General features: G+C 74.2%; 17 protein-coding genes. 12 read left to right on the top strand and 5 right to left on the bottom strand.

The window, feature by feature from the left end:
* Positions 1-6: 6 nt before the first annotated feature.
* The 3 genes from ACIRQF_RS14075 to ACIRQF_RS14065 all read left to right on the top strand — a co-directional run bounded on the left by ACIRQF_RS14075 (position 7) and on the right by ACIRQF_RS14065 (position 3,192).
* Complete coding sequence (locus tag ACIRQF_RS14075; RefSeq protein WP_376626788.1) at positions 7-1,059, top strand: aspartate-semialdehyde dehydrogenase; 1,053 nt, start codon at positions 7-9, stop codon at positions 1,057-1,059.
* Positions 1,060-1,489: 430 nt separating this feature from the next.
* The gene (locus ACIRQF_RS14070; protein ID WP_376627608.1) at positions 1,490-2,077 is read left to right on the top strand and encodes a SigE family RNA polymerase sigma factor; all 588 of its coding nucleotides are present in this window, start codon (positions 1,490-1,492) and stop codon (positions 2,075-2,077) included.
* The gene (locus ACIRQF_RS14065) at positions 2,074-3,192 is read left to right on the top strand and encodes a hypothetical protein (RefSeq protein ID WP_382477019.1); all 1,119 of its coding nucleotides are present in this window, start codon (positions 2,074-2,076) and stop codon (positions 3,190-3,192) included. Before ACIRQF_RS14070 ends, ACIRQF_RS14065 begins: the two co-directional genes overlap by 4 nt.
* A 197-nt stretch (positions 3,193-3,389) precedes the next feature.
* Here the strand turns inward: ACIRQF_RS14065 and ACIRQF_RS14060 are convergent, their stop codons facing one another.
* Together ACIRQF_RS14060 and ACIRQF_RS14055 are read right to left on the bottom strand one after the other, a co-directional pair.
* Positions 3,390-4,130, bottom strand: coding sequence for an SURF1 family protein (locus ACIRQF_RS14060; protein ID WP_382477021.1), 741 nt, complete (start codon positions 4,128-4,130; stop codon positions 3,390-3,392).
* Positions 4,131-4,153: 23 nt separating this feature from the next.
* A complete protein-coding gene (locus ACIRQF_RS14055) occupies positions 4,154-6,025 on the bottom strand; it encodes a prolyl oligopeptidase family serine peptidase (protein WP_404092056.1) in 1,872 nt (623 codons plus the stop codon).
* Between the two features lie 70 nt (positions 6,026-6,095).
* On the opposite strand from ACIRQF_RS14055, the gene ACIRQF_RS14050 reads away from it, so the two are divergent.
* Complete coding sequence (locus tag ACIRQF_RS14050; protein WP_389750821.1) at positions 6,096-6,923, top strand: class I SAM-dependent methyltransferase; 828 nt, start codon at positions 6,096-6,098, stop codon at positions 6,921-6,923.
* A 275-nt stretch (positions 6,924-7,198) separates the two neighbouring features.
* On the opposite strand, the gene ACIRQF_RS14045 is transcribed toward ACIRQF_RS14050, so the two are convergent.
* The gene (locus ACIRQF_RS14045) at positions 7,199-8,290 is read right to left on the bottom strand and encodes an Lrp/AsnC family transcriptional regulator (protein ID WP_404092052.1); all 1,092 of its coding nucleotides are present in this window, start codon (positions 8,288-8,290) and stop codon (positions 7,199-7,201) included.
* Positions 8,291-8,463: 173 nt separating this feature from the next.
* On the opposite strand from ACIRQF_RS14045, the gene ACIRQF_RS14040 reads away from it, so the two are divergent.
* From ACIRQF_RS14040 to ACIRQF_RS14030, 3 genes are all read left to right on the top strand, one after another.
* Complete coding sequence (locus tag ACIRQF_RS14040) at positions 8,464-10,836, top strand: hypothetical protein (RefSeq protein ID WP_404092050.1); 2,373 nt, start codon at positions 8,464-8,466, stop codon at positions 10,834-10,836.
* A 91-nt stretch (positions 10,837-10,927) separates the two neighbouring features.
* Positions 10,928-11,947, top strand: coding sequence for a YdcF family protein (locus tag ACIRQF_RS14035; RefSeq protein WP_376626776.1), 1,020 nt, complete (start codon positions 10,928-10,930; stop codon positions 11,945-11,947).
* A gap of 45 nt (positions 11,948-11,992) precedes the next feature.
* Positions 11,993-12,274 carry a hypothetical protein gene (locus ACIRQF_RS14030; RefSeq protein WP_376626775.1) on the top strand — a complete coding sequence of 94 codons (282 nt, stop codon included), beginning with the start codon at positions 11,993-11,995 and terminating at the stop codon, positions 12,272-12,274.
* A 112-nt stretch (positions 12,275-12,386) separates the two neighbouring features.
* Here ACIRQF_RS14030 and ACIRQF_RS14025 read toward each other — a convergent pair whose 3' ends face one another.
* Entirely contained in the window at positions 12,387-13,484 is a 1,098-nt protein-coding gene (locus ACIRQF_RS14025; RefSeq protein ID WP_376626773.1) for a serine/threonine-protein kinase, read from the bottom strand.
* A 725-nt stretch (positions 13,485-14,209) separates the two neighbouring features.
* Positions 14,210-15,004 (bottom strand): helix-turn-helix transcriptional regulator, encoded by a 795-nt coding sequence (locus ACIRQF_RS14020; protein WP_376626771.1) that lies wholly within the window; start codon positions 15,002-15,004, stop codon positions 14,210-14,212.
* Positions 15,005-15,441: 437 nt separating this feature from the next.
* Between ACIRQF_RS14020 and ACIRQF_RS14015 the strand changes: the two genes are divergently transcribed.
* The 5 genes from ACIRQF_RS14015 (at position 15,442) to ACIRQF_RS13995 (ending at position 18,643) form a co-directional block, all read left to right on the top strand.
* A complete protein-coding gene (locus tag ACIRQF_RS14015) occupies positions 15,442-15,804 on the top strand; it encodes a hypothetical protein (protein ID WP_389750825.1) in 363 nt (120 codons plus the stop codon).
* Positions 15,805-15,957: 153 nt separating this feature from the next.
* Positions 15,958-16,143 carry a hypothetical protein gene (locus tag ACIRQF_RS14010; RefSeq protein WP_389750826.1) on the top strand — a complete coding sequence of 62 codons (186 nt, stop codon included), beginning with the start codon at positions 15,958-15,960 and terminating at the stop codon, positions 16,141-16,143.
* A 30-nt stretch (positions 16,144-16,173) separates the two neighbouring features.
* A complete protein-coding gene (locus tag ACIRQF_RS14005) occupies positions 16,174-16,647 on the top strand; it encodes a helix-turn-helix domain-containing protein (protein ID WP_376626765.1) in 474 nt (157 codons plus the stop codon).
* A 215-nt stretch (positions 16,648-16,862) separates the two neighbouring features.
* Positions 16,863-17,330, top strand: coding sequence for a cobalamin B12-binding domain-containing protein (locus ACIRQF_RS14000; RefSeq protein ID WP_376626764.1), 468 nt, complete (start codon positions 16,863-16,865; stop codon positions 17,328-17,330).
* The gene (locus tag ACIRQF_RS13995; protein WP_404092045.1) at positions 17,327-18,643 is read left to right on the top strand and encodes a methylaspartate mutase; all 1,317 of its coding nucleotides are present in this window, start codon (positions 17,327-17,329) and stop codon (positions 18,641-18,643) included. Before ACIRQF_RS14000 ends, ACIRQF_RS13995 begins: the two co-directional genes overlap by 4 nt.
* The last annotated feature ends 101 nt before the right edge of the window (positions 18,644-18,744 follow it).

The following is an 18,744-nucleotide window of genomic DNA, read 5'->3' as shown; positions in this document are numbered from 1 at the left end:
CCTCCGATGAGCGGCAAACCGACGCTCGCGGTCGTGGGAGCGACCGGGGCCGTGGGCGCGGTGCTGCTCCAGATGCTCACGCACCACGCGGACGTCTGGGGCGAGATCCGACTCCTCGCCTCCTCCCGCTCGGCCGGCTCCAAGGCCGCCGTGCGGGGGGAGGAGAGCGAGGTCCTCGTGCTGAACGAGGAGAACCTGACGGGCGTCGACCTCGCCCTGTTCCTCGTGCCCGACGACGTCGCCGCGCGCTGGGCGCCGATCGCCGCCGCCAAGGGCACGGTGGTCGTCGACACCTCCACGGCCTTCCGGGCCGACCCCGACGTACCGCTCGTGGTGCCCGAGATCAACGCGCACGCCGTCCGCATGAGGCCGCGCGGCATCGTCGCGAGCCCCGGCTGTACGACCCTGGCGCTGATCGTCGCCGTGGGTGCGCTGCACGCCGAGTTCGGGCTCACGGAACTGGTCGTCACCGCCCAGCAGGCCGCCAGCGGCGCCGGGCGGGCCGGGACGGGCGCGCTGCGCGAGCAGCTGGCCGTGGTCACCGGCCGCGAGCTCGGCACGCACCCCGGCGACGTCCGGCGGGCCGTCCGCGACCACACCGGCCCCTTCCCCGGGCCCCTCGCCCTCAACGTGCTGCCCTGGTCCGGGGAGCCCGCCGCCGACGGGTGGTCCTCCGAGGAGCTGGCCGTCCGCGAGGAGACCCGCAGGATCCTCGGCCTGCCGGCCCTGCGCGTGGCCGCCACCTGCGTCCGGGTGCCGGTCGTCACCGGCCACTCGGCCTCCGTGCACGTCCGTTTCGAGCGCCCGGTGACCGTCGCGCGCGCCCACGAGATCCTGGCGACCTCGCCCGGTGTGGTGCTGTACGACGACCCCGCCACGGGCGACTTCCCGACCCCGGCCGACGTGGTGGGCACCGACCCGACCTGGGTGGGCCGGGTGCGGCGGTCGATGGACGACGAGCGGTGCCTGGAGTTCTTCGTGTGCGGCGACAACCTGCGCAAGGGTGCCGCGCTGAACGCCCTTCAGATCGCGGAGCGGATCGCGGAGGAGCGCGTCTGACGGGGCGTGGCCGGATCCGGTGGTCCGGACTTTCCGGGGTGTCCGGAAATCGGCATCGCCTCACCGTTGAAGTTTGTAGGATCTGTGAAAGCCCTGTGAGCAAATCGGCTTCAGATGGCTCTTGATCAGGTCATATGTCCTGGACGACGATGCTGTTCCGTCCCCTCTGCAACCGGTGGTCGGGCGGGAGCGTCTTCGCGTGCACCCAGGGTCATGTGACGTGGAGCACGCTGCGCAAACGGGGCATCGGGGAGAACGGGTACGCAATGAGGGCATACGACGCGCCGTCAAAACCGGTGCCGTGCGCGTACAACCCTGACGGGGGGAAGCGTGTCCAACAGGCGTGGCAGAGGTACTCGACATCGCAGCGGTCATCCCGCTGCACAGCACCGCGGTGCGCCCGCTCAGGCGGCCGCGCCCGGTCGGCGGCATGCCGGTGATCGCGCCCGTGCCCATGAGGACCCGTCCGTCCGCCGTGAGCGGCATTCCGGCGCCCCGCGAGGGCGCTGACGACACGATGGCTGCCGGTACCACCGTCGACCACCTCACCGAGACCTACCGCGCGCACTACCGCTCGCTGCTCGGGCTCGCCGCGCTCCTCCTCGACGACACCGCCTCCTGCGAGGACGTCGTGCAGGAGGCCTTCATACGGGTCCACTCGGCGCGCAACCGGGTGCGCGACCCCGAGAAGACCCTGGCCTATCTGCGCCAGACCGTGGTCAACCTCTCCCGCTCCGCGCTGCGCCGGCGGATCCTCGGCCTCAAGCTGCTCTCCAAGCCCATGCCCGACATGGCCAGCGCGGAGGAGGGCGCCTACGACCAGCTGGAGCGGGACGCGCTGATCAAGGCCATGCGCGGCCTCCAGAGGCGCCAGCGGGAGGTCCTCGTGCTGCGATACTTCGCGGACATGACGGAGGCACAGGTCGCGGAGACGCTCGGGATCTCCCTCGGCTCCGTCAAGGCCTACGGCTCCCGGGGCATCGCCGCGCTGCGCGTCGCCATGGAGGCCGCGTCATGAGCGGGCCGTCGGCCGGGGACGACCGGCAGGACCAGCACGACCAGCACGGTGACCGGGACGATCTGAGTGGACGCGGGATGGTGAACGAAGCGCCGGAGAACGGCACGCCCGACGAGCTGGCGCTACGGCGGCTGCTCCAGGGCGCGGTGTCCGGTCTCGAACCCTCCGACGGTGCGCTCGAACACCTGCGCCGCGCCGTTCCCGCCCGCCGGGCCCGCAAGCGGCAGGCGGTCGTCGGCATGGCCGCCGCGGCCGTGCTCGTCGGCACGGCCGTCCCGGCGCTGGTGCACGTCGCCTCCTCGGGCGGCATCTCCGCCGACAAGGCGGTCAACGCCGGGCACGGCGAGCAGGCCCAGGGCGGCACCGGAACCGAGACCGGCATCGAGGGCGGTCAGAAGAGCGCCGACCCGCCCGCCGGCACCGCGGCGCCCAGCCCGGGCGGCTCCGCCGGGGGCGCGGCGGGGAAGCCCACCGCGTCGGCGCAGGACCCCGGCGGCACCGGCGGCGCCGGCACCCCGTCCGACGGCGCCCCGGACACGCGTCCGGTCTGCGCGGCCGACCAGTTGGGCGTCAGCTCGGTGCAGACGGGCGCCCCCGACCCGAGCGGCAAGGTCTACGGGACCTTCCGCATCGCCAACGTCTCCGGTCGCGACTGTGTGGTCGGCGGGGCCGGCCGGGTCGGTTTCGCGACGCGCGGTGCGGCCGACGCGTCGAAGATCGCGGTCGTCGCGCACACCACCGGGGACGCGGCGAGCGGGCTGCCCGACCCCTCGCAGGAGTCGGCCTCGCTGATCCTCACCCCGGACAACGCCTACGAGGTGCGGTTCGCCTGGGTCCCCAGCGAGACCTGCCCGACCACGCCGCCGAGTCCCACGCCGACACCGACCCCGACGACGGGCGGCGGCTCCGCGTCGAGCGGCGGGGCCACCGGCTCGACCGGCACGGGCCCGAACGAGAACACCGTCTCCACGCAGCTCGTCACGGACGGCACCCCGGCGGACGGCAGCGTCGACGTCACCCACACCGCGGATCCGGGCGGCCCGGTGGCGGCCGCGACCATCCCCAACGCGTGCGCGGGCACGATCTACCGGACCGGGGTCCTGGACGCGTCCTGAGCGGCGCCCGGTTCGCCGGGCAGCAGCCGGAACCCTTCGCCGGGCCCTGCAGCCCGAGGGCGGTCCCGGGAGGCGTCCGGTTCGCGGCCGACCGGTTCGCCGCAGCAGCCGGAATCTTTCGCCGGGCCTGCGGCCCGAGGGCGGTCCCGGGAGGCGTCCGGTTCGCGTCCCGCAGCAGCCGGAACCCTTCGCCGGGCCTACAGCCCGAGGGCGGCGTCCCGGGAGGCGTCCAGTTCGCGGCGCAGCAGCCGGAACCACATGAAGACCACGAAGCCGGCGAAGACGAACCACTCGGCCGTGTAGCCCAGGTTCTGGAAGGCCTTCATGTCCAGGCTCGTGCCGGCGGCGGCCGCCGCCGGCACCGGGGTGAGCCCGGCGGGGGAGTGGGTCAGCGTGATCCAGGCGTCGTAGACGTCGTCCTGCACCACGTTCACCAGCGAGGCGGCGCTGATCATCCCGAGCTGTCCCTCGGGCAGCCCGCCAGCCGCGCGCACGCCCTTGCTGCCCGCGCTCTCCGAGGCCTGCAGCGCGCCCGTCACCGTGACCTCGCCGGACGGCGGGGCCGGTGCCTGCGCGCCCCGCGGCAGCCAGCCCCGGACCACCGGGAGCGCCCGGCCGCCGTCCGTCCGCAGAAGCGTCAGCACGTACGCGCCGTCACGGCCGTCGAGCTCGCGGCCGGGCACCAGGAACTGCTGCCCGAAGCGGCCGCTGGCCCGCGCGATCCGGCCCGAGGTCTCCTTGTCCACCGGCAGCAGCGAGTCCAGCGCCTCGGCGGGCCGGGCCTCCGGGTCGGGACGCCGCTCGGCCTCCTCGTGGGATGCGACGCGTTCCTCGAACTTGCCCATCTGCCACGTCCCCATGAACACGCAGAACGGGATCGCCAGCAGGACGAAGACGTTGATCCCCCACCAGCGGGGCGTTCTCAGGAACCGGTACACACCCCCACGGTACGCAAGCGCGCTCACGCCTCGGTCGGCCGGGTCCCCGGTGTCCCCAGGTGCCGGGCGGCGAAGTCGAGGTCGAGCGCGACCTGCTTGATCCGCTCCTCCACCACCAGCGAGCCGTGCCCCGCGTCGTACCGGTACACCTCGTGCACGGCGTCCCGGGCGGCCAGCCGGTCCACGTAGTTGTCGATCTGACGGATCGGGCAGCGCGGGTCGTTGACCCCGGCCGAGATGTGCACCGGTGCCTTCACGGCGTCCACGTACGTCAGGGGCGACGACGCGGCGAACCGCTCCGGGACCTCCTCGGGGGAGCCGCCGAGCAGGGTGCGGTCCAGGGCCTTGAGCGCCTCCATCTCGTCCTCGTACGCCGTCACGTAGTCGGCGACGGGCACGGCGGCCAGGCCCACCGCCCAGGCGTCCGGCTGGGTGCCGAGGCCGAGCAGGGTGAGATAGCCGCCCCACGAGCCGCCCGCCAGGACCAGCCGCTCCGGGTCGGCGAGGCCGCTCGCCACCGCCCAGTCGCGGACCGCGGCGATGTCCTCCAGCTCGATCAGACCGACCCGGTGCTTGAGGGCGTCCGTCCACTCCCGGCCGTAGCCCGTGGAGCCGCGGTAGTTGACCCGCACGACCGCGTAGCCGTGGTCGATCCAGGCCGCCGGGCCGGAGGCGAAGGCATCGCTGTCGTGCCAGGTCGGACCGCCGTGCACCTCGAAGACCGTCGGGAACGGACCCTCGCCCTCCGCCGGGCGCTGCACCAGGGCGTGCACCCGGCCGCCGGGGCCCTCCACCCACACGTCCTCCACCGGCACCGACGGCGGCGCCGCGGGCCCGGGCGGGTCGAGGACGACCGAGCCGTCCGTGGAGCGCACGACCGGCGGCAGGGCGGCGGAGGACCACAGGTACTCCACGGAGCCGTCCGGGCGGGCCGTCGCGCTCGACACCGTGCCGGCCGGGGTCTCCACCCGGATCAGGGCGCCGGTGGCGATGTCGTACCGCCAGAGCTCGCTGCGGGCCTCGAAGCCGTGCACCACCAGGAGACCCGAGCCGTCCGGATACCACTCGGCCGACACGTCGCCCGGCAGGTCGAGCCGCAGGTCGGTCTCGGCACCCGTGGCCACGTCCCACAGCATCGGCTCCCAGCGGCCGCGCCGCTGGTGGCCGACGAGCAGCCGGGTGTCGCCGGCCACCGGGGCGAAGCCGAGCACGCTGAGGCCCAGCTCCTCCGTGCCGCCCTTGGTGTCGTCGAGTTCGGCGAGCACCGAGGCGTCCTCCGCGCGCAGCACCCGGATCGCCGAGTGCATCGCGTCCCCGTGCTCGGTGTGCTCGACGGCGATCAGACGCGCGTCGTGCGACAGGTCGCCGACGCCGGCCGACTCCCGGTGCCGGTAGATCTCCACCGGGGCTTCGGCGCCCGGGCGCAGCACGTGCACGGTCGAGCCGTCCTCGTCGGTGGAGCGGCCGACCACGACCGTGCCGTCCCGCCCGAGGGCGAGGCCGGCCGGGTAGGAGGCGGCGAGCCCGGGCACCGCCGGCTCGTCCGGCCCGCCGGCGAAGGGCTGGCGCATCCACACGCCGAACTCGTCGCCGTCGGTGTCCGCGAACCACCAGACCCACCGCCCGTCCGGGCTGAGCGTGCCGTCCGTCGTGCCGTTCGGCCGGTCGGTGACCTGACGCTGTGCGCCGGTCGCGCGGTCCCATGCGTACAGCTCGTACGTCCCCGTCGCGTTCGACACGAACAGCGAGCGGTCCGGGGCCTCCTCGGCCCACTCGGGCAGCGAGACCCGCGGCGCGCGGAAGCGCCGCTCCCAGGCCGGGGCCGCCGCGAAGTCCTCGAAAGCGCCGCCGGTGTCCGTGCCGGCGGCCGTGGTGTCGTCCTTGCGCTCAGTCATGGAGCCATCATGCTCCGCCCGGCCGACAAATCGTTCGCCCCGTCCGTAGCCTGTGGATAACCTCCCTGGCATGTACGCACCCACCCCCGACGACTGGCACGCGGCCAACCGGGCCCGCTGGGACGAACGCGTCCCCCTCCACGTCGCCAGCGAGTTCTACGACCTCGACGCCTTCCGCGCCGGCAAGGACGCGCTGCGCGACTTCGAGCTCGCGGAGGTCGGTGACGTCTCGGGACGCTCGCTGCTGCACCTCCAGTGCCACATCGGCCTGGACACCCTGTCCTGGGCCCGGCACGGCGCGGAGCGCGTGGTCGGCCTGGACTTCTCCGAGCCGGCCGTGGAGGTCGCCCGCTCCCTGGCGACCGACCTCGGGCTCACGCCGGACCGTGCCGCGTTCGTGGCCGCCGACGTCTACGACGCGGCCGAGGCGGTGCCGGACTCCTCGTACGACGTCGTCTACACCGGCGGCGGGGCGCTGAACTGGCTCCCCGACCTCGAACGGTGGGCGGAGACCGCCGCCTCGCTGGTGGCGCCGGGGGGCTTCCTCTACGTGGCCGAGTTCCACCCGATCACCGACTCCTTCGACGACGAGACGGCGACCCGGCTGATCAACGACTACTTCGTGCGCGAGCCGTGGGTCGACACCTCGTCCGGCACCTACGCGGACCTCGACGCCGACACCGTCCACAACCGCAGTGTGGAGTGGGTGCACCCGGTCGGCGAGGTCGTCACGGCCATCGCGAAGGCGGGGCTGCGGATCGAGTTCCTGCACGAGCACGACGTGACGCTGTTCCCGCGCTTCGGCGCGCTCACGCGGCACGAGGACGGCTACTACCGCCTCCCGGCCGACCGGCCCCGCATCCCGCTGATGTACTCGATCAGGGCCTCGAAGGCCTGACGGGCGACTCGGCGATCAGGCCGGGTGCACCCCGCGTCACCCCCTGGCGGCGGGCGTGAGCCGGACGACGGCGCGTCCGCCCGCCGGACCCACCGTGGAGCGTGCGGCGGGGCGCCGTCCTGCTCGTCGTCGCGCATCACGAGGGAGCTCTGGTGCCCGGGGCCCGTCGGCTCCGGCGGTCGGCCGTGGGGTGCTGCGTGGGTGTCAGGGCCAGTCGGCCATGGGGTGCTGCCTGGTGCGTCAGGGGCCGCCGGCCGTGGGGTGCTGCGTGGGCGTCAGGGCCCGTCGGCTCCGGCGGTCGGTGGTACGTGGTGCGTCCGGCGCTCGTCCGCCGGTCCGACGCCCGGGCGTACGTGGTGCGTCCGGCGGCCGTCCGGGCCGAGGACCTGGGCCCCCGCCTTGTGGATCCGCAGCGACAGCACCGTCCCGATGATGCGTATCGACGGCGCGGCCCGCTCCATGCCCGTCGTTATCTCGTGCAGCTCGCCGACCGAGCGCATCCAGGCCCCCACGGTCAGGTTGTGGCCGCCCGTCACGGAGGTGACCAGGCGGGTCTGCCGCAGCCGGGCCAGGGCCGTCGCCGTCGGCGTCACGTCGAGGGGCGGCACGTCCGCCTTGATCAGCGCCCACACCGGTCGCCCCGAGAAGCGCGGCGCCGGTACGCAGTGGTGCACCAGCGCCCCGCCGTTGACCAGGGCGTCGAGCCGGCGCCGTACGGTCGACTCGCTCACCCCGCAGGTGCGGGCCAGTTCCGCCGCGCTGCGCCGGGCGTCCCCGGCCAGTTCCAGGACCAGGGCCTCGTCGAGCCCGCCGAGCGGCCGCGGCCGGGCCCGCCGCGCGCCCGGGCCGCCGGACGCCGGGCCCGCCGTCTCCGTCAGCTGCTGGACCTGGCCCGGCGTGAGCTGGTCGAGCCGCCACAGATTCCGCGCACTGTGCACCCCCGTGACGACCTGGGTCCGGGACCGGATCACGCCGGGCAGCCGCTGCACCCGCCGGGACAGGTAGGCGTCGAGCGCGTGGAGGTCGGGGCAGAGGACCAGGAGCAGTAGATCGGCGTCCCCGGTCACCTGGTGCACGCCCAGGGTGCAGCCGTCGCCGGCGAGCTCGACCGCGGTCTCCTCGGAACGGCCGCCCGCGCAGTCGACCTCCACCCACGCGTGCAGCGGCCCCTCGGGGCCGGGCGTGCGGGGCAGCAGGCTCGCCCACGCGTAGCCGCCGGACGTCAGGTGCTCCCAGCGGCGGGCCAGGGTGTCGGGGCTCGCGCCGAGGACCGTCGAGAGCTGGGTCCAGCTGGCGCGCGGAGTGATCTGCAGCGCGTGAATCAGCGCCAGATCCGCCTCCCCCAGGACGGATTCCCCGGTACGCATGCCCCTCCTTGGCCGATTGACGACAAACCGCCGGCCGGATCGGCCCGGGCCGCCAGGATTTCTCCCGGGACACGGGCGCGCAAGCGGCACGCGCGACGTCCCACCATGAGGTCGGACTCACGTCACAGGTAGTCACGGCAGTCACAGCTGTCAAACGGGGTGGACAGGAGCAGATGGCGGACACGGGACCGCTGGGGAGCCGGGAGCAGCAACTCGCCGTGCTGCGCGGCCGCATACGCGACGGGGCACGGCTCGTCACTCTCACCGGGCCGCCCGGCGCGGCCAAGACCCGGCTGATCCGGGAGGCGTTGCGGTACGAGGATGTCGGGGCCCGCTGGGAACGGGCGGGCACGCTCGGCCCCCGCCACCTCCCGGACCTCGCGGGCCGGCTCCGCGAGGGACTGGAGGACCCGGCGGCGCCCCCGCTCCTCGTCCTCGACGGCTGGGAGCGCCTGGGCCGCGGCGGCCGGACCCTCCTGGCCGGCCTGCTCCGCGAGGTCCCGGCCGCGGCCCCGCGCCTCACCGTCCTCGTCACGGCCCTGCGCCCGCTGTACCTGGAGGGGGAGACGACGGTCGTGGTCGGCCCGGACGCCCCCCGCCCCGCCGCGGCCCGGCCCGGGCTCCCCGGGGGAGGGTCCTCCCCGCTCCACGTCGTCGCGCCGGAGTGCGAACCGCACGGGGAGCCGCACCCTGCCGGGCGCCCGGGCGACGAGCCCTTGCCGTCCCACGCCGCCGAGTCCGGCCTGGAACCGCGTCCGGGCGGGCGGCCCGATGCCGAGCCGTCCTCCGCGCCTGCGCGGGAGCCGCACCCTGCCGGGCGCCCGGGCGACGAGCCGCCGCGGCCCGCTGCCGGGCGCCCGGGAGACGAACCGCCGTCGCCCCTTCATGTTGCCGCGTCCGGGTCGGAAGGGTCTCCGTGCGGCGAGCCGCCGTCGTCGCTTCATGTCGCCGCGTCCGGGTCGGAAGGGTCTCCGTGCGGCGAGCCGCCGTCGCCCCTTCACGTCGCCGCGTCCGGGTCGGAAGCCTCTCCGTGTGACGAGCCGCCGTCGCCCCCTCACGTCGCCGCGTCCGGCTGGGATCCGCACCCCGGCCACGAACCCTCGCCGCTCCACCTCGTCCCGCCCGCGAAGGACCGGCGGCCGGCCGAACGGCCCGGTGACGGGCCCTGGTCCCTCCACGTCGGCCCGCCCGCCGCTCCGCACGCGGGTGAGCCGCCCCGCGACGAGCCCTCGACGCCGCAACTCGCTGCCGCCGAGCACGGCTACGCCCGGTGCGACCCCCTCGAACGCATCCTGTGGGAGCGCCTCTCCGTCTTCGAGGGCTCCTTCGGACGGGAGGCCGTCCTCGAGGTCTGTTCCTCCGGTGCCCTGCCCGCCGACGTCGTTCTCGACGTACTGGACCGGCTCGCCCCGCTCGCCCTGCTGCCCGCGGACGACGGCGGGTCCGGCGAGGCCCGCCACTGGATGCCGCACCCGATGCGCGCCGTCGGCGCCCGCCGGCTCGCCGCGCGCGGCGACCGCTGGGCCGTCGTCCTCCGCCACCGCCGGTGGTACGCGAAGGTGGCGCGGCGAGCCGCCGACTGGTGGCACGGCGGTCGGCAGCTCGACGCCCGCGCACTCGCCCTGCTCGAACTGCCCGACCTGGCCGCCGCCATGGACCCGACCACCGCGCCCCTCTCCCCGGCCGCCGAGGCGGACGCGGCCGTCGAGATCGCCGTCTCCCTGTGGTTCCTGTGGGTGGCCTGCGGCCACGTCACCGAGGGCCGAGCCCGGCTGCGGCACGCGCTCGCCCTCCATCCCGGCCCGGCCCCGGCCCGCGCCCTGTGGCTCGCCGCCTATCTGGAGCTGGAGTCCGGCCGTCCCCAGGACGCCGACCCGCTGCTCGTCCAGGCGTGGGCGGCCGCCGTGCGCGAAGGTGACGACCGGTGCCTGGGGATGCTGGCGCACCTGCGCGGATCGACCGCCCTGCACCAGGGGCGGGCGGAGGCGGCCGCGGCCGAGTTCCGCGACGCCATCGCGGCGTCGGGGGACTACCCGGACCTCGGTCCCTCCCGGCAGCTGTGCTGGACCGCGCTGGCCCTGGCCCTCGTCCGCGCCGACCCGGAGGCGGCCCAGGAGGCCCTGGACCGCGCCGCGGTGCGCAGTTGGACGGGGCGGGACGTCTGGGCGGACGCCTGGGCGCAGTACGCCCGCGCCGAACTCCTCTACTGGGACGGCGAGACGACCCGAGCCGCGGAGCACGCCACACACGCGCTGCGCGGGCATCTGCGGCTCGGCACCGTCAGCGGAGCGGCCTGCGCCGCCGAACTCCTCGCCCAGATGCGGATCCTGCGCGGCCGCCCCCGGACTGCCGCCCATCTCCTGGGAGCAGTCGACCTCTTGAGGTCCGACGCCTTCGAAGACGGCTACCGTCCGGCCGAGTTCTGCGCGCCCGGGCGCGCCCGCAGCGAGACGGCCCTGCGGGACCGCCTCTCGGACGCCGAACTGCGCCGGGCCTACGAGGAGGGCGCGCGCCGCGGTCTGTACGCGCTGGTCACGGAGCCCTGACGGGGCGGGACTCCGGGCGGGGCTCCGGGCGGGGCCCCGGACCGGATCCGAGGGACCCCCGGCCGTCACGGGCGGTGTCTACGATGGCGGCATGTTCGCCTACGTCGTGGCCGCCGTGTTCCTCCTGCTCTTCGGAGCCGGTGTGCTGCGCGACCGGCGCCGCTTCAGCAACGCCGTGTACCTGGGCCTCGCCGTGACGTTCCTCGGCCTCGGTCTGCTCGCCGGACTGGAGGACGCCCCGCCCGGTGTCGGCGTGACCGTGGCGGTGGTGCTGCTGCTCGTGCTGGCGCTCGGCCCCGTGGCGCTCGCCGGGCTGCTGTGCGCGAACGGCGTCAAGATGGTCCGCAAGGAGGGCAGGAGCCCCGCCAACCTGCTGTCGCTGCTCGCCGGGCTGGGCATCTTCGGGGTGATGGGCCTGATGGCCGCCGCGGTCCTCAGCCACTCCACGACCCTCGGCATAGTCGTCGGCACCCTTCTGATGGTCCTCGGCTACGTCTCCTTCCTCTTCCTCTGCTTCGTCGGCTACGCCTTCCTCTACGGCCGGATGCGGATCCGCCGCGACGCCGACTACGTGGTCGTCCTCGGCTCGGGACTGCTCGGCGGCCGTCGCGTACCGCCCCTGCTCGCGAGCCGGCTCGACCGGGGCCGCGAGGTGTACGCGACGCTGGCCGAGCGCCGCGAGGTGGACCGGACGCCGATCCTGATCACCTCCGGCGGGCAGGGTCCCGACGAGCAGCTCCCCGAGTCGCACGCGATGGCCGACTACCTGGTGGAGCGGGGCTTCCCGGCGGACCGGATCGTCCGCGAGGACCGCTCGCGGACGACCGAGGAGAACATGCTCTTCAGCCACGCCCTGATGGAGGCCGAGCGCCCCGGCTCCGAGTGCGTGATCGTCACCAACAACTTCCACGCGTTCCGGGCCGCGCTGCTGGCCCGGAAGGCGGGCGTGAACGGGCAGGTGGTCGGCTCGCCGACCGCCGCCTACTTCTGGCCGAGCGCGACCATCCGCGAGTTCGCGGCCGTCTTCCTCCAGTACAGGGCCGTGAACCTGGGGATCTGCGGGGCGCTGGTCCTGCTGGGCGGGCTGGCGTACGTCGCCGCGCTGGGCTGACCGTCCTACCCTGGAGGAAGCTGTCCTGCGCGCGGAGGCGACGTCATGAAAGCTCGGCACCACTTCCACATCGACTACCGGGGCCACTCGGTGAGCGCCACCGTCCAGACAGGTCACCGGCCGGTCGTCGAGGTCCTGGTGGACGGCAAGGAGACGGGGCACGCCACGACCCACCACGACCGTCCGGTCACCGTGAACGTCGTGCTGCCGAGCGAGCCGCCGATCCCCGTGAGCGTCCGCGCGACCCCGGGCCCCGGCGTGCCCCGGTGCCTGCTGCTCGGGCCGGAGGAGCCCGAGGGGCATGTGATGGCGCCCCGTATCTACTAGCGAGTACCGCCGGTCACCGGCCGGTGTCCGCCGGCCGGTGATCTTTCGGCGCGGCCTGATCCGAGGGCCGCGCCTCCGACGTCGCCGGTGCCTGCGCCTCGAAGGACACGACCTAGCTGAGCCAGGCCATGCCGATCAGCAGGAAGACCACGAAGGCGACGGCCCCCGCCACGGCGGCGGTCCTGCGCGGGCGGCGCCGGGAGATCGCCGTGAGCGGGTTCTCGGCGGGCGGCTGGGACCGCCGGGGCCGGCTCGGCGCGGGAGCGGGCGCCATCGGCGCCGCGGACCGTGCGGCGGGCTGACGCCGTGACGGCGGTGCGGGCCGGTGGTGGGCCGGGGCCCGGTGCGCGGGCGGTGCGGCCTGGGGCGCGCTCGGATGCACGGGGCCGGTGCCGCTGTGCGGCACCGCCTGCGGGAGCGGGAGCGGCCGGTCGCGCCAGGCGCCGGAGCTGAACCAGTCGGCGATGGCCTGCGCGGCGGGCCGCTGCTCCGGCTGCTTCGCGAGCAGCGTCAGCAGGAAGTCCTCGAAGGCGGCCGGCATGGGTATGCCGACCTGTCGTGGCGGCGTCGGCGGGGTGTCGATGTGCTGGTAGAGCAGGGCGGTCGCGGTGTCGGCGCGGAACGGGGGCTGCCCGGTGAGCAGTTGGTAGAGGACGCAGCCCAGCGAGTACACGTCGGAGGCGGGCGACGCGGGGTTGCCGAGGGCGCGCTCGGGGGCCAGGTAGAGCCCCGTACCCACGATCTGTCCCGTCGTGGTGAGCGCCGCCGAGGGGTCGTCGACGAAGCGGGCGATGCCGAAGTCGGCCAGCTTCACGGTGCCGTCGGAGTCCATCAGGAGGTTGCCCGGCTTGATGTCCCGGTGCACCACTCCCTGTCTGTGCGCCGCCGCGAGGCCCGCCGCCGCGTGCGCGGCCACGGTCGCGACCTGCTCGACCGGGAGCACCACCGGTCGACCGGGGGCGGCGGCCAGGCTGTCGCCGTGCACCAACTCCATGACCAGGTAAAGCTTTCCGTCCCAGGTCCCGAAGTCGAAGACGCCGACCACGTGCGGGTGGCTGAGCCGGGCCGCGGTCTGCGCCTCCAGGCGGAAGCGGTCCGCCGCCGACGGGTCGTGCTCGTGACCCAGCATCAGCTTCACGGCCACGTCGCGCCCGAGGACCTCGTCGGTCGCCCGCCACACCTCGCCCATGCCGCCACGCCCGACACACACGTGGAGCCGATATCGGTCCGCGACCAGCACCTGTGACCCACCCTTTCCTCTGGACGCCTCATCGTAGAGCGGCTTTTGAAGGGTTCCTGCGGCGGTCCGGTTCACGGACGGAGCGGCGGGCGGGAAGACCGGCGGTGAGCCGGGCGGGAGGGGCGGAGAGCGGGCGGGGCGACCGCCTGCGCGGGGGAGAGCGGGCGGGCTCCGCCGGACCGCTCGGTGCGGGTGGCGGTGGCAAGGCGCCGGGCCGGCGCCATGGGGCTCTCCTTCTCCGGGCTGAGCCGGTCTCGTACGGGCCCCGGTGGGCCTCGGCCGCGTCCACTCCGCCGACTGCTCCCGCGTGGTGCCGGGATCCGCGACCGGTGCGCCCGCGGGATCCGCGACCGGTGGGCCTGCGGGATGCGCGACCGGTGCGCCCGCGGGATCCGCGACCGGTGCGCCCAGGGCTTCCTCGGCCTGGGTGGTGGTCATCACCGCGGGTCGGCGGCGGCAGGCCTCCACGTCGGCCCGGTGCCACCCCGCGCAGTCGGTGCGCTCACTCGCCGAGGCGGGACCCCGGGCACCTCCCCGGGTGGAATCCCCGGTGTGAAACCCGAGGGGCGCCCCGGGCGTCCGAGCGGCAGCTTCCGGCGGCGGTTCCCCCTGCCGCAGCGCCTGCCGCCTGCCCTGTGCCCCCGGCCCCTCCCCGCCTTCTGCGGCGGTCCCGCTGTCGACGTCCGTACGGACGGTCAGCAGAGGTCGGCGGGCAGCCAGCCCTTGGCGACCGCCCGGCAGCCCGCCTGGAAGCGGCTGCGGGCGCCCAGGAGCTCCATCAGGTCGGCGGCGATGCGGCGTGCCGTACGGGGCGAGACGCCGAGGCGTTTGGCCACGGCCTCGTCGGTGAGGCCCTGGCCGAGGAGGTGGAGGGCCGCCTGCTCCTGGGAGTTCAGGCCGTTCGGGTCGCGCTCGCGCGTGGTCGTGCCGAGCGGCGTGGCGCGGGTCCAGATGGTGTCGAAGAGCGCGCTGAGGGCGGTCAGGGTGCCGGCTCCGGTCAGGACCAGGGCGCCGGCGGAGCTGTTCTCGTCGTCCACGGGGACGATGGCGATCTTGCGGTCCAGGATGGTCAGCCGGACCGGGAGGGACGGGGCGGTGCGCACCTCGCCGCCGTGTTCCGCGAGCCATTTCGCGTACGTGACGGTGGCGGGACTGTTGCGGACACTGTCGAGGTACAGGGTCCGCATGCGGACGCCGCGTTCGAGGAGTGCCTGGTCCTGCGGGCGGGCCGCCGCCATGTTGGCCGCCTGCTGGCCGCCGCCGGGGGCGAGCGCGAGCACCTCCTCGCGGACGTCGCGGACGAGGAGCCGGATGCGGTCCCTGATCTCGTCGAGTCCGTCGAGCCGCTCGATTCCGTCGATGTTCTGGTGCGCTCTGGACGTGGTGAAATCCGCGGCCAATTGTGCGGCGGCCAGCCGGATTTGTTCGGTCCGATGATGCTCGGCCGCGACGCGTTCTTCCTGGCGGGCCATGAGGGCCTGAATCGCCATCTCGGGATTCACCGCGCGGAATGTCTGCGGACTGTCGAAAGGCGTTCTCACCAAAGCCAGTTCGCTGAGTTTGTCAAGGGCGTCGCGGAGTTCTGTTTCGGTCAGGTTCAGCGAGCCCCGAAGATCGAGCAGACCGGCCTGTGGATGGGCCAGTATCGCCCGATAGACCCGTGTGCAGGTTTCGTCTAACCCCAGGACATGCAGCAAGAGGTTCCCCGTTTGTGTCGGTCAAGACTGTCGCTGGTGGGTGCGCGGCGGGTGGTGAAGCGTTTCTGCGCAGTGTGTGCACAGTGTGTGCGTCAGGAGGAGGATCGCTGAAACCGGGCGGACCGTGCAACTGGTCCGCCCTTGCGACGGCATGGCATATTCCGGCCATGGCCTCAATGGTCCCGGTTTGCCACTTGATGACGGGTGCGTCGTCGACGGACGCTCGACGGATGATTCTCGTCCACGTTCGTATTCGATCACCCGAGACTCTTCCCGAACGCGATGTGCTTGTGCGAATTCTTTCCGAGCACGTAAGCCCCCGAGAGCGTGTGGAGCACTTCAGCATCCATCCCGACGGACCCGGCTCCGTCACCGTCGGCTGTTTCGTGCCGGCCGAATCCCTCTTGATCGCGGAAAGCGTGGCGCTCACCGTCGCGCAGCGCGCCGTACGGTCCTCTCCGGGCCTGGACGGCGCCTGGATCACCAGTAGTTCGGGCGCCATCGTCGGGGAGTACTTCGAGCGGCTCCGCGATTCCGCAGGTCACGATGGACGGTCTATGCGATTGCCGGATCAGGACATCGCGGATTGCTGACAGGGGCCCCGGCCCCGGGCGAATCTCTTCTCACCGAAGCGCACCGGCCGGGAACGACCGGCCGGGGCGGGTCGGAGGCCGGGACCGTCACCGCGGGACGTACCGGCCGTGGATCCGCCGTCAGCAGACCACCAGAAGCCAAAGGAGCCCGTCGTGTCTCGCAGCCGTGTCCTCTTCCCCAAGTTCGCCGCGGTCGTCACCCTCGTCGCCCTGCCCGCCCTGGGCACCGCCGCTCTCGCCGCCACCGGTACGGCGACGGACACCCGGATCACCGCCGACGCCACGCCGGCGCCCAGCGCCACGCCGTCCACGGGCAAGGACACCACCGGCTGGGAGTGAGGCCGGCACCGAGCCGCCTCTGGAGGTGACATGAGCACGTCCGTCATGACGCGGCCCGGACGCTTCGCGGCGCTCCTCCAGTCCCACCGGGCGACCGAGGGGCTCACCCAGCAGCAGCTCGCCGACTTCGCCACCCTCAGCGTCCGTGCCGTCCGCGACCTGGAGCACGGGAGGGCGGAACGCCCCCGACGGGACACCGTCCGGCTGCTCGCCGAGGCCCTCCGGCTGGATCCGGCCCGGCGCGCGGAGTTCGAACGCGCCGCCCGGGGCGGCACCGCCTCGCGCACCGTCGGCCCACCCGCCGGCGCACACCCCGAACCGATCGGCCGGCCGTCCCCGGACGCCCACCGCGCCTACGAGTACAGCACCGTCCTGCTCGACTCGCTCGCGTCCGACTCGAGCGACGGGGAGTGGTCACGCGCCCTCAACGACCTGGCCGCGCAAGCGTGGCGGCTGGTCTCGGTGGACCGCGGCGTGGCCTTCCTGGAGCGCCGGCTCGGCTGACGGCCCGTCCCGCCCGCCGCACCCGCACCCGCCCGCCGCACCCGCACCCGCGCCCGCATCCGTACCTGCACCCGCATCCGTACCTGCACCCGCACCGCACCTGTACCCGCATCCGTACCCGTACCCCCGCGCGCCGTGATCCGGCGCCGGTCCGCGGTCGCGCTCGCAGGCGCTCGCGCCTCTCGTTCCCTCGGACTTCCCTTCTGAAGGTTGATATGCAGCTATCACAGGCCGGGGCACCCCCCGCCAGGAATGCCCTGCACGTCGTGGTCACCAGCGTCGCGTCCGACTCGCACACCTGGAACCTGATCTACCTCCAGCTCCTCCTGGAAGAGCTCGGCCACCGGGTGACCAACCTCGGCGCCTGTGTGCCGGACGACCTCATGGTCGACGAGTGCCGCAGGCTGCGCCCCGACCTCGTCGTCGTCAGCAGCGTCAACGGCCACGGCCACCACGACGGTCTGCGTGTCATCGGCCGGCTCCGCGACTGCCCGGAACTGCGGGAGACCCCGGTCGTCATCGGCGGCAAGCTCGGCATCACGGGCGGCGGCGACCGCGGCCCGCTGGAGGAGCTGCGCGCCGCCGGGTTCGACGCCGTCTTCGAGGACGGTACCGGCATCGCCCAGTTCCAGGGCTTCGTCCGCGAGCTCCCGGCCCGGGTGATGGCGAGAGTGACGAGATGAGCGTCGGCTTCGGGGCCTTCGTCAAGGAGGCCCAGGACGTGGGCGACCTCGTGGTCCAGCCCCGCATGGGGATGAGCGACCCGGCCGAGATGCGCCGCGGCCTGCTCGCCACCAAGCACGCGACGGCGACCACCGTCGGCACCATCACCCTGGACAGCTACACCCGCGTCAACGACATCGAGGCCGCCCGCCGCGCCCTCGCCGCCGGCGGAGCCCTCAACGGCTATCCGATCGTCAACCACGGCACCCACGTCACGGGCGAGGTCCTCGACGGCGTCCTCGACCCGGGCTTCCCGGTGCAGGTGCGGCACGGCTCCGCCCAGCCGGAGGCCATCTTCCGCGCGCTCGTCGGCTCCGGGCTCACCGCCACCGAAGGCGGCCCCGTCTCGTACTGCCTGCCCTACAGCCGCGCCCCGCTCACCCAGTCGGTGGCCAGCTGGTCCCGCTGCTGCGAGGTCTTCGCCCGCCTCCGCGAGGTCGGCGAGGAACCCCACCTGGAGACCTTCGGCGGCTGCATGATGGGCCAGCTCTGCCCGCCCGGACTGCTCGTGGCGCTCAGCGTCCTCGAAGCGGTGTTCTTCCGCGCCCACGGGCTGCGCAGCGTCTCGCTGAGCTACGCCCAGCAGACCAGCACCGCCCAGGACGAGGAGGCGCTGCGCGCCCTCGGCCGGCTCGCCGGCGAACTGCTCCCCGACGTCGACTGGCACATCGTCCTGTACGCGTACATGGGCGTCTACCCGCGGACCGAGGACGGCGCGCTGCTGCTGCTGGAGCGGGCGGCCCGCCTCGCGACCCGGGCCGGCGCCGCCCGCCTCATCGTCAAGACGGCGGCCGAGGCCCACCGCATCCCCACCGTCGAGGAGAACGTCACGGCCCTCGAACTGGCCTCGGCGGCGGCCGCGGACGAACGCGCCCGCGTCCTGCCGGGCGGTCTGCCGCCGGCGGCCCTGGAGACCGGGATCTACGAAGAGGCCCGCACGCTCGTCCGGACCGTCCTCGACCTGGACCCCGACATCGGCCGGGCCCTCGTCCGCGCCTTCGGACGCGGCCTGCTCGACGTCCCCTTCTGCCTGCACCCGGACAACCCCGGCCGCTCCCGCGCCCGCGTCGACACCGACGGCCGGCTGCGCTGGACCGCGATCGGCGCGATGCCCATCGGGGGCGTCGCGGAGATCACCCCGGGCGCCGGGATGACCTCGGACGCGCTGCTCAGCTCGCTCTCGCACGTCCAGCGCACCTACGACGACCTGGCCCTGAAGGCCGGCGACCGGCGCCGCGCCCTGGCCGCCCGGCAGCCGGTGCTCCTGCCATAGGGCCGAGGCGCCCGCGCGCACCCGTCACGACCGCGCGCAGCCGTCACGACCGCGCGCACCCGTCACGCCCACGCGCACCCGTCACGACCGCCCGTACCCGT

It is taken from the genome of Streptomyces sp. NPDC101191 (assembly GCF_044767915.1).
GTDB lineage: Bacteria > Actinomycetota > Actinomycetes > Streptomycetales > Streptomycetaceae > Streptomyces.
This window is presented reverse-complemented; position numbering and strand designations above follow the sequence as displayed.

Bases quoted from the DNA above. Each gene is read 5' to 3' on its own strand.
- ACIRQF_RS14075 (WP_376626788.1), top strand. From the start codon at position 7: ATGAGCGGCAAACCGACGCTCGCGGTCGTGGGAGCGACCGGGGCCGTG.
- ACIRQF_RS14070 (WP_376627608.1), top strand. From the start codon at position 1,490: ATGCCGGTGATCGCGCCCGTGCCCATGAGGACCCGTCCGTCCGCCGTG.
- ACIRQF_RS14065 (WP_382477019.1), top strand. From the start codon at position 2,074: ATGAGCGGGCCGTCGGCCGGGGACGACCGGCAGGACCAGCACGACCAG.
- ACIRQF_RS14055 (WP_404092056.1), bottom strand. From the start codon at position 6,025: ATGACTGAGCGCAAGGACGACACCACGGCCGCCGGCACGGACACCGGC.
- ACIRQF_RS14050 (WP_389750821.1), top strand. From the start codon at position 6,096: ATGTACGCACCCACCCCCGACGACTGGCACGCGGCCAACCGGGCCCGC.
- ACIRQF_RS14045 (WP_404092052.1), bottom strand. From the start codon at position 8,290: ATGCGTACCGGGGAATCCGTCCTGGGGGAGGCGGATCTGGCGCTGATT.
- ACIRQF_RS14040 (WP_404092050.1), top strand. From the start codon at position 8,464: ATGGCGGACACGGGACCGCTGGGGAGCCGGGAGCAGCAACTCGCCGTG.
- ACIRQF_RS14035 (WP_376626776.1), top strand. From the start codon at position 10,928: ATGTTCGCCTACGTCGTGGCCGCCGTGTTCCTCCTGCTCTTCGGAGCC.
- ACIRQF_RS14030 (WP_376626775.1), top strand. From the start codon at position 11,993: ATGAAAGCTCGGCACCACTTCCACATCGACTACCGGGGCCACTCGGTG.
- ACIRQF_RS14020 (WP_376626771.1), bottom strand. From the start codon at position 15,004: ATGGCGATTCAGGCCCTCATGGCCCGCCAGGAAGAACGCGTCGCGGCC.
- ACIRQF_RS14015 (WP_389750825.1), top strand. From the start codon at position 15,442: ATGATTCTCGTCCACGTTCGTATTCGATCACCCGAGACTCTTCCCGAA.
- ACIRQF_RS14005 (WP_376626765.1), top strand. From the start codon at position 16,174: ATGAGCACGTCCGTCATGACGCGGCCCGGACGCTTCGCGGCGCTCCTC.
- ACIRQF_RS14000 (WP_376626764.1), top strand. From the start codon at position 16,863: ATGCAGCTATCACAGGCCGGGGCACCCCCCGCCAGGAATGCCCTGCAC.
- ACIRQF_RS13995 (WP_404092045.1), top strand. From the start codon at position 17,327: ATGAGCGTCGGCTTCGGGGCCTTCGTCAAGGAGGCCCAGGACGTGGGC.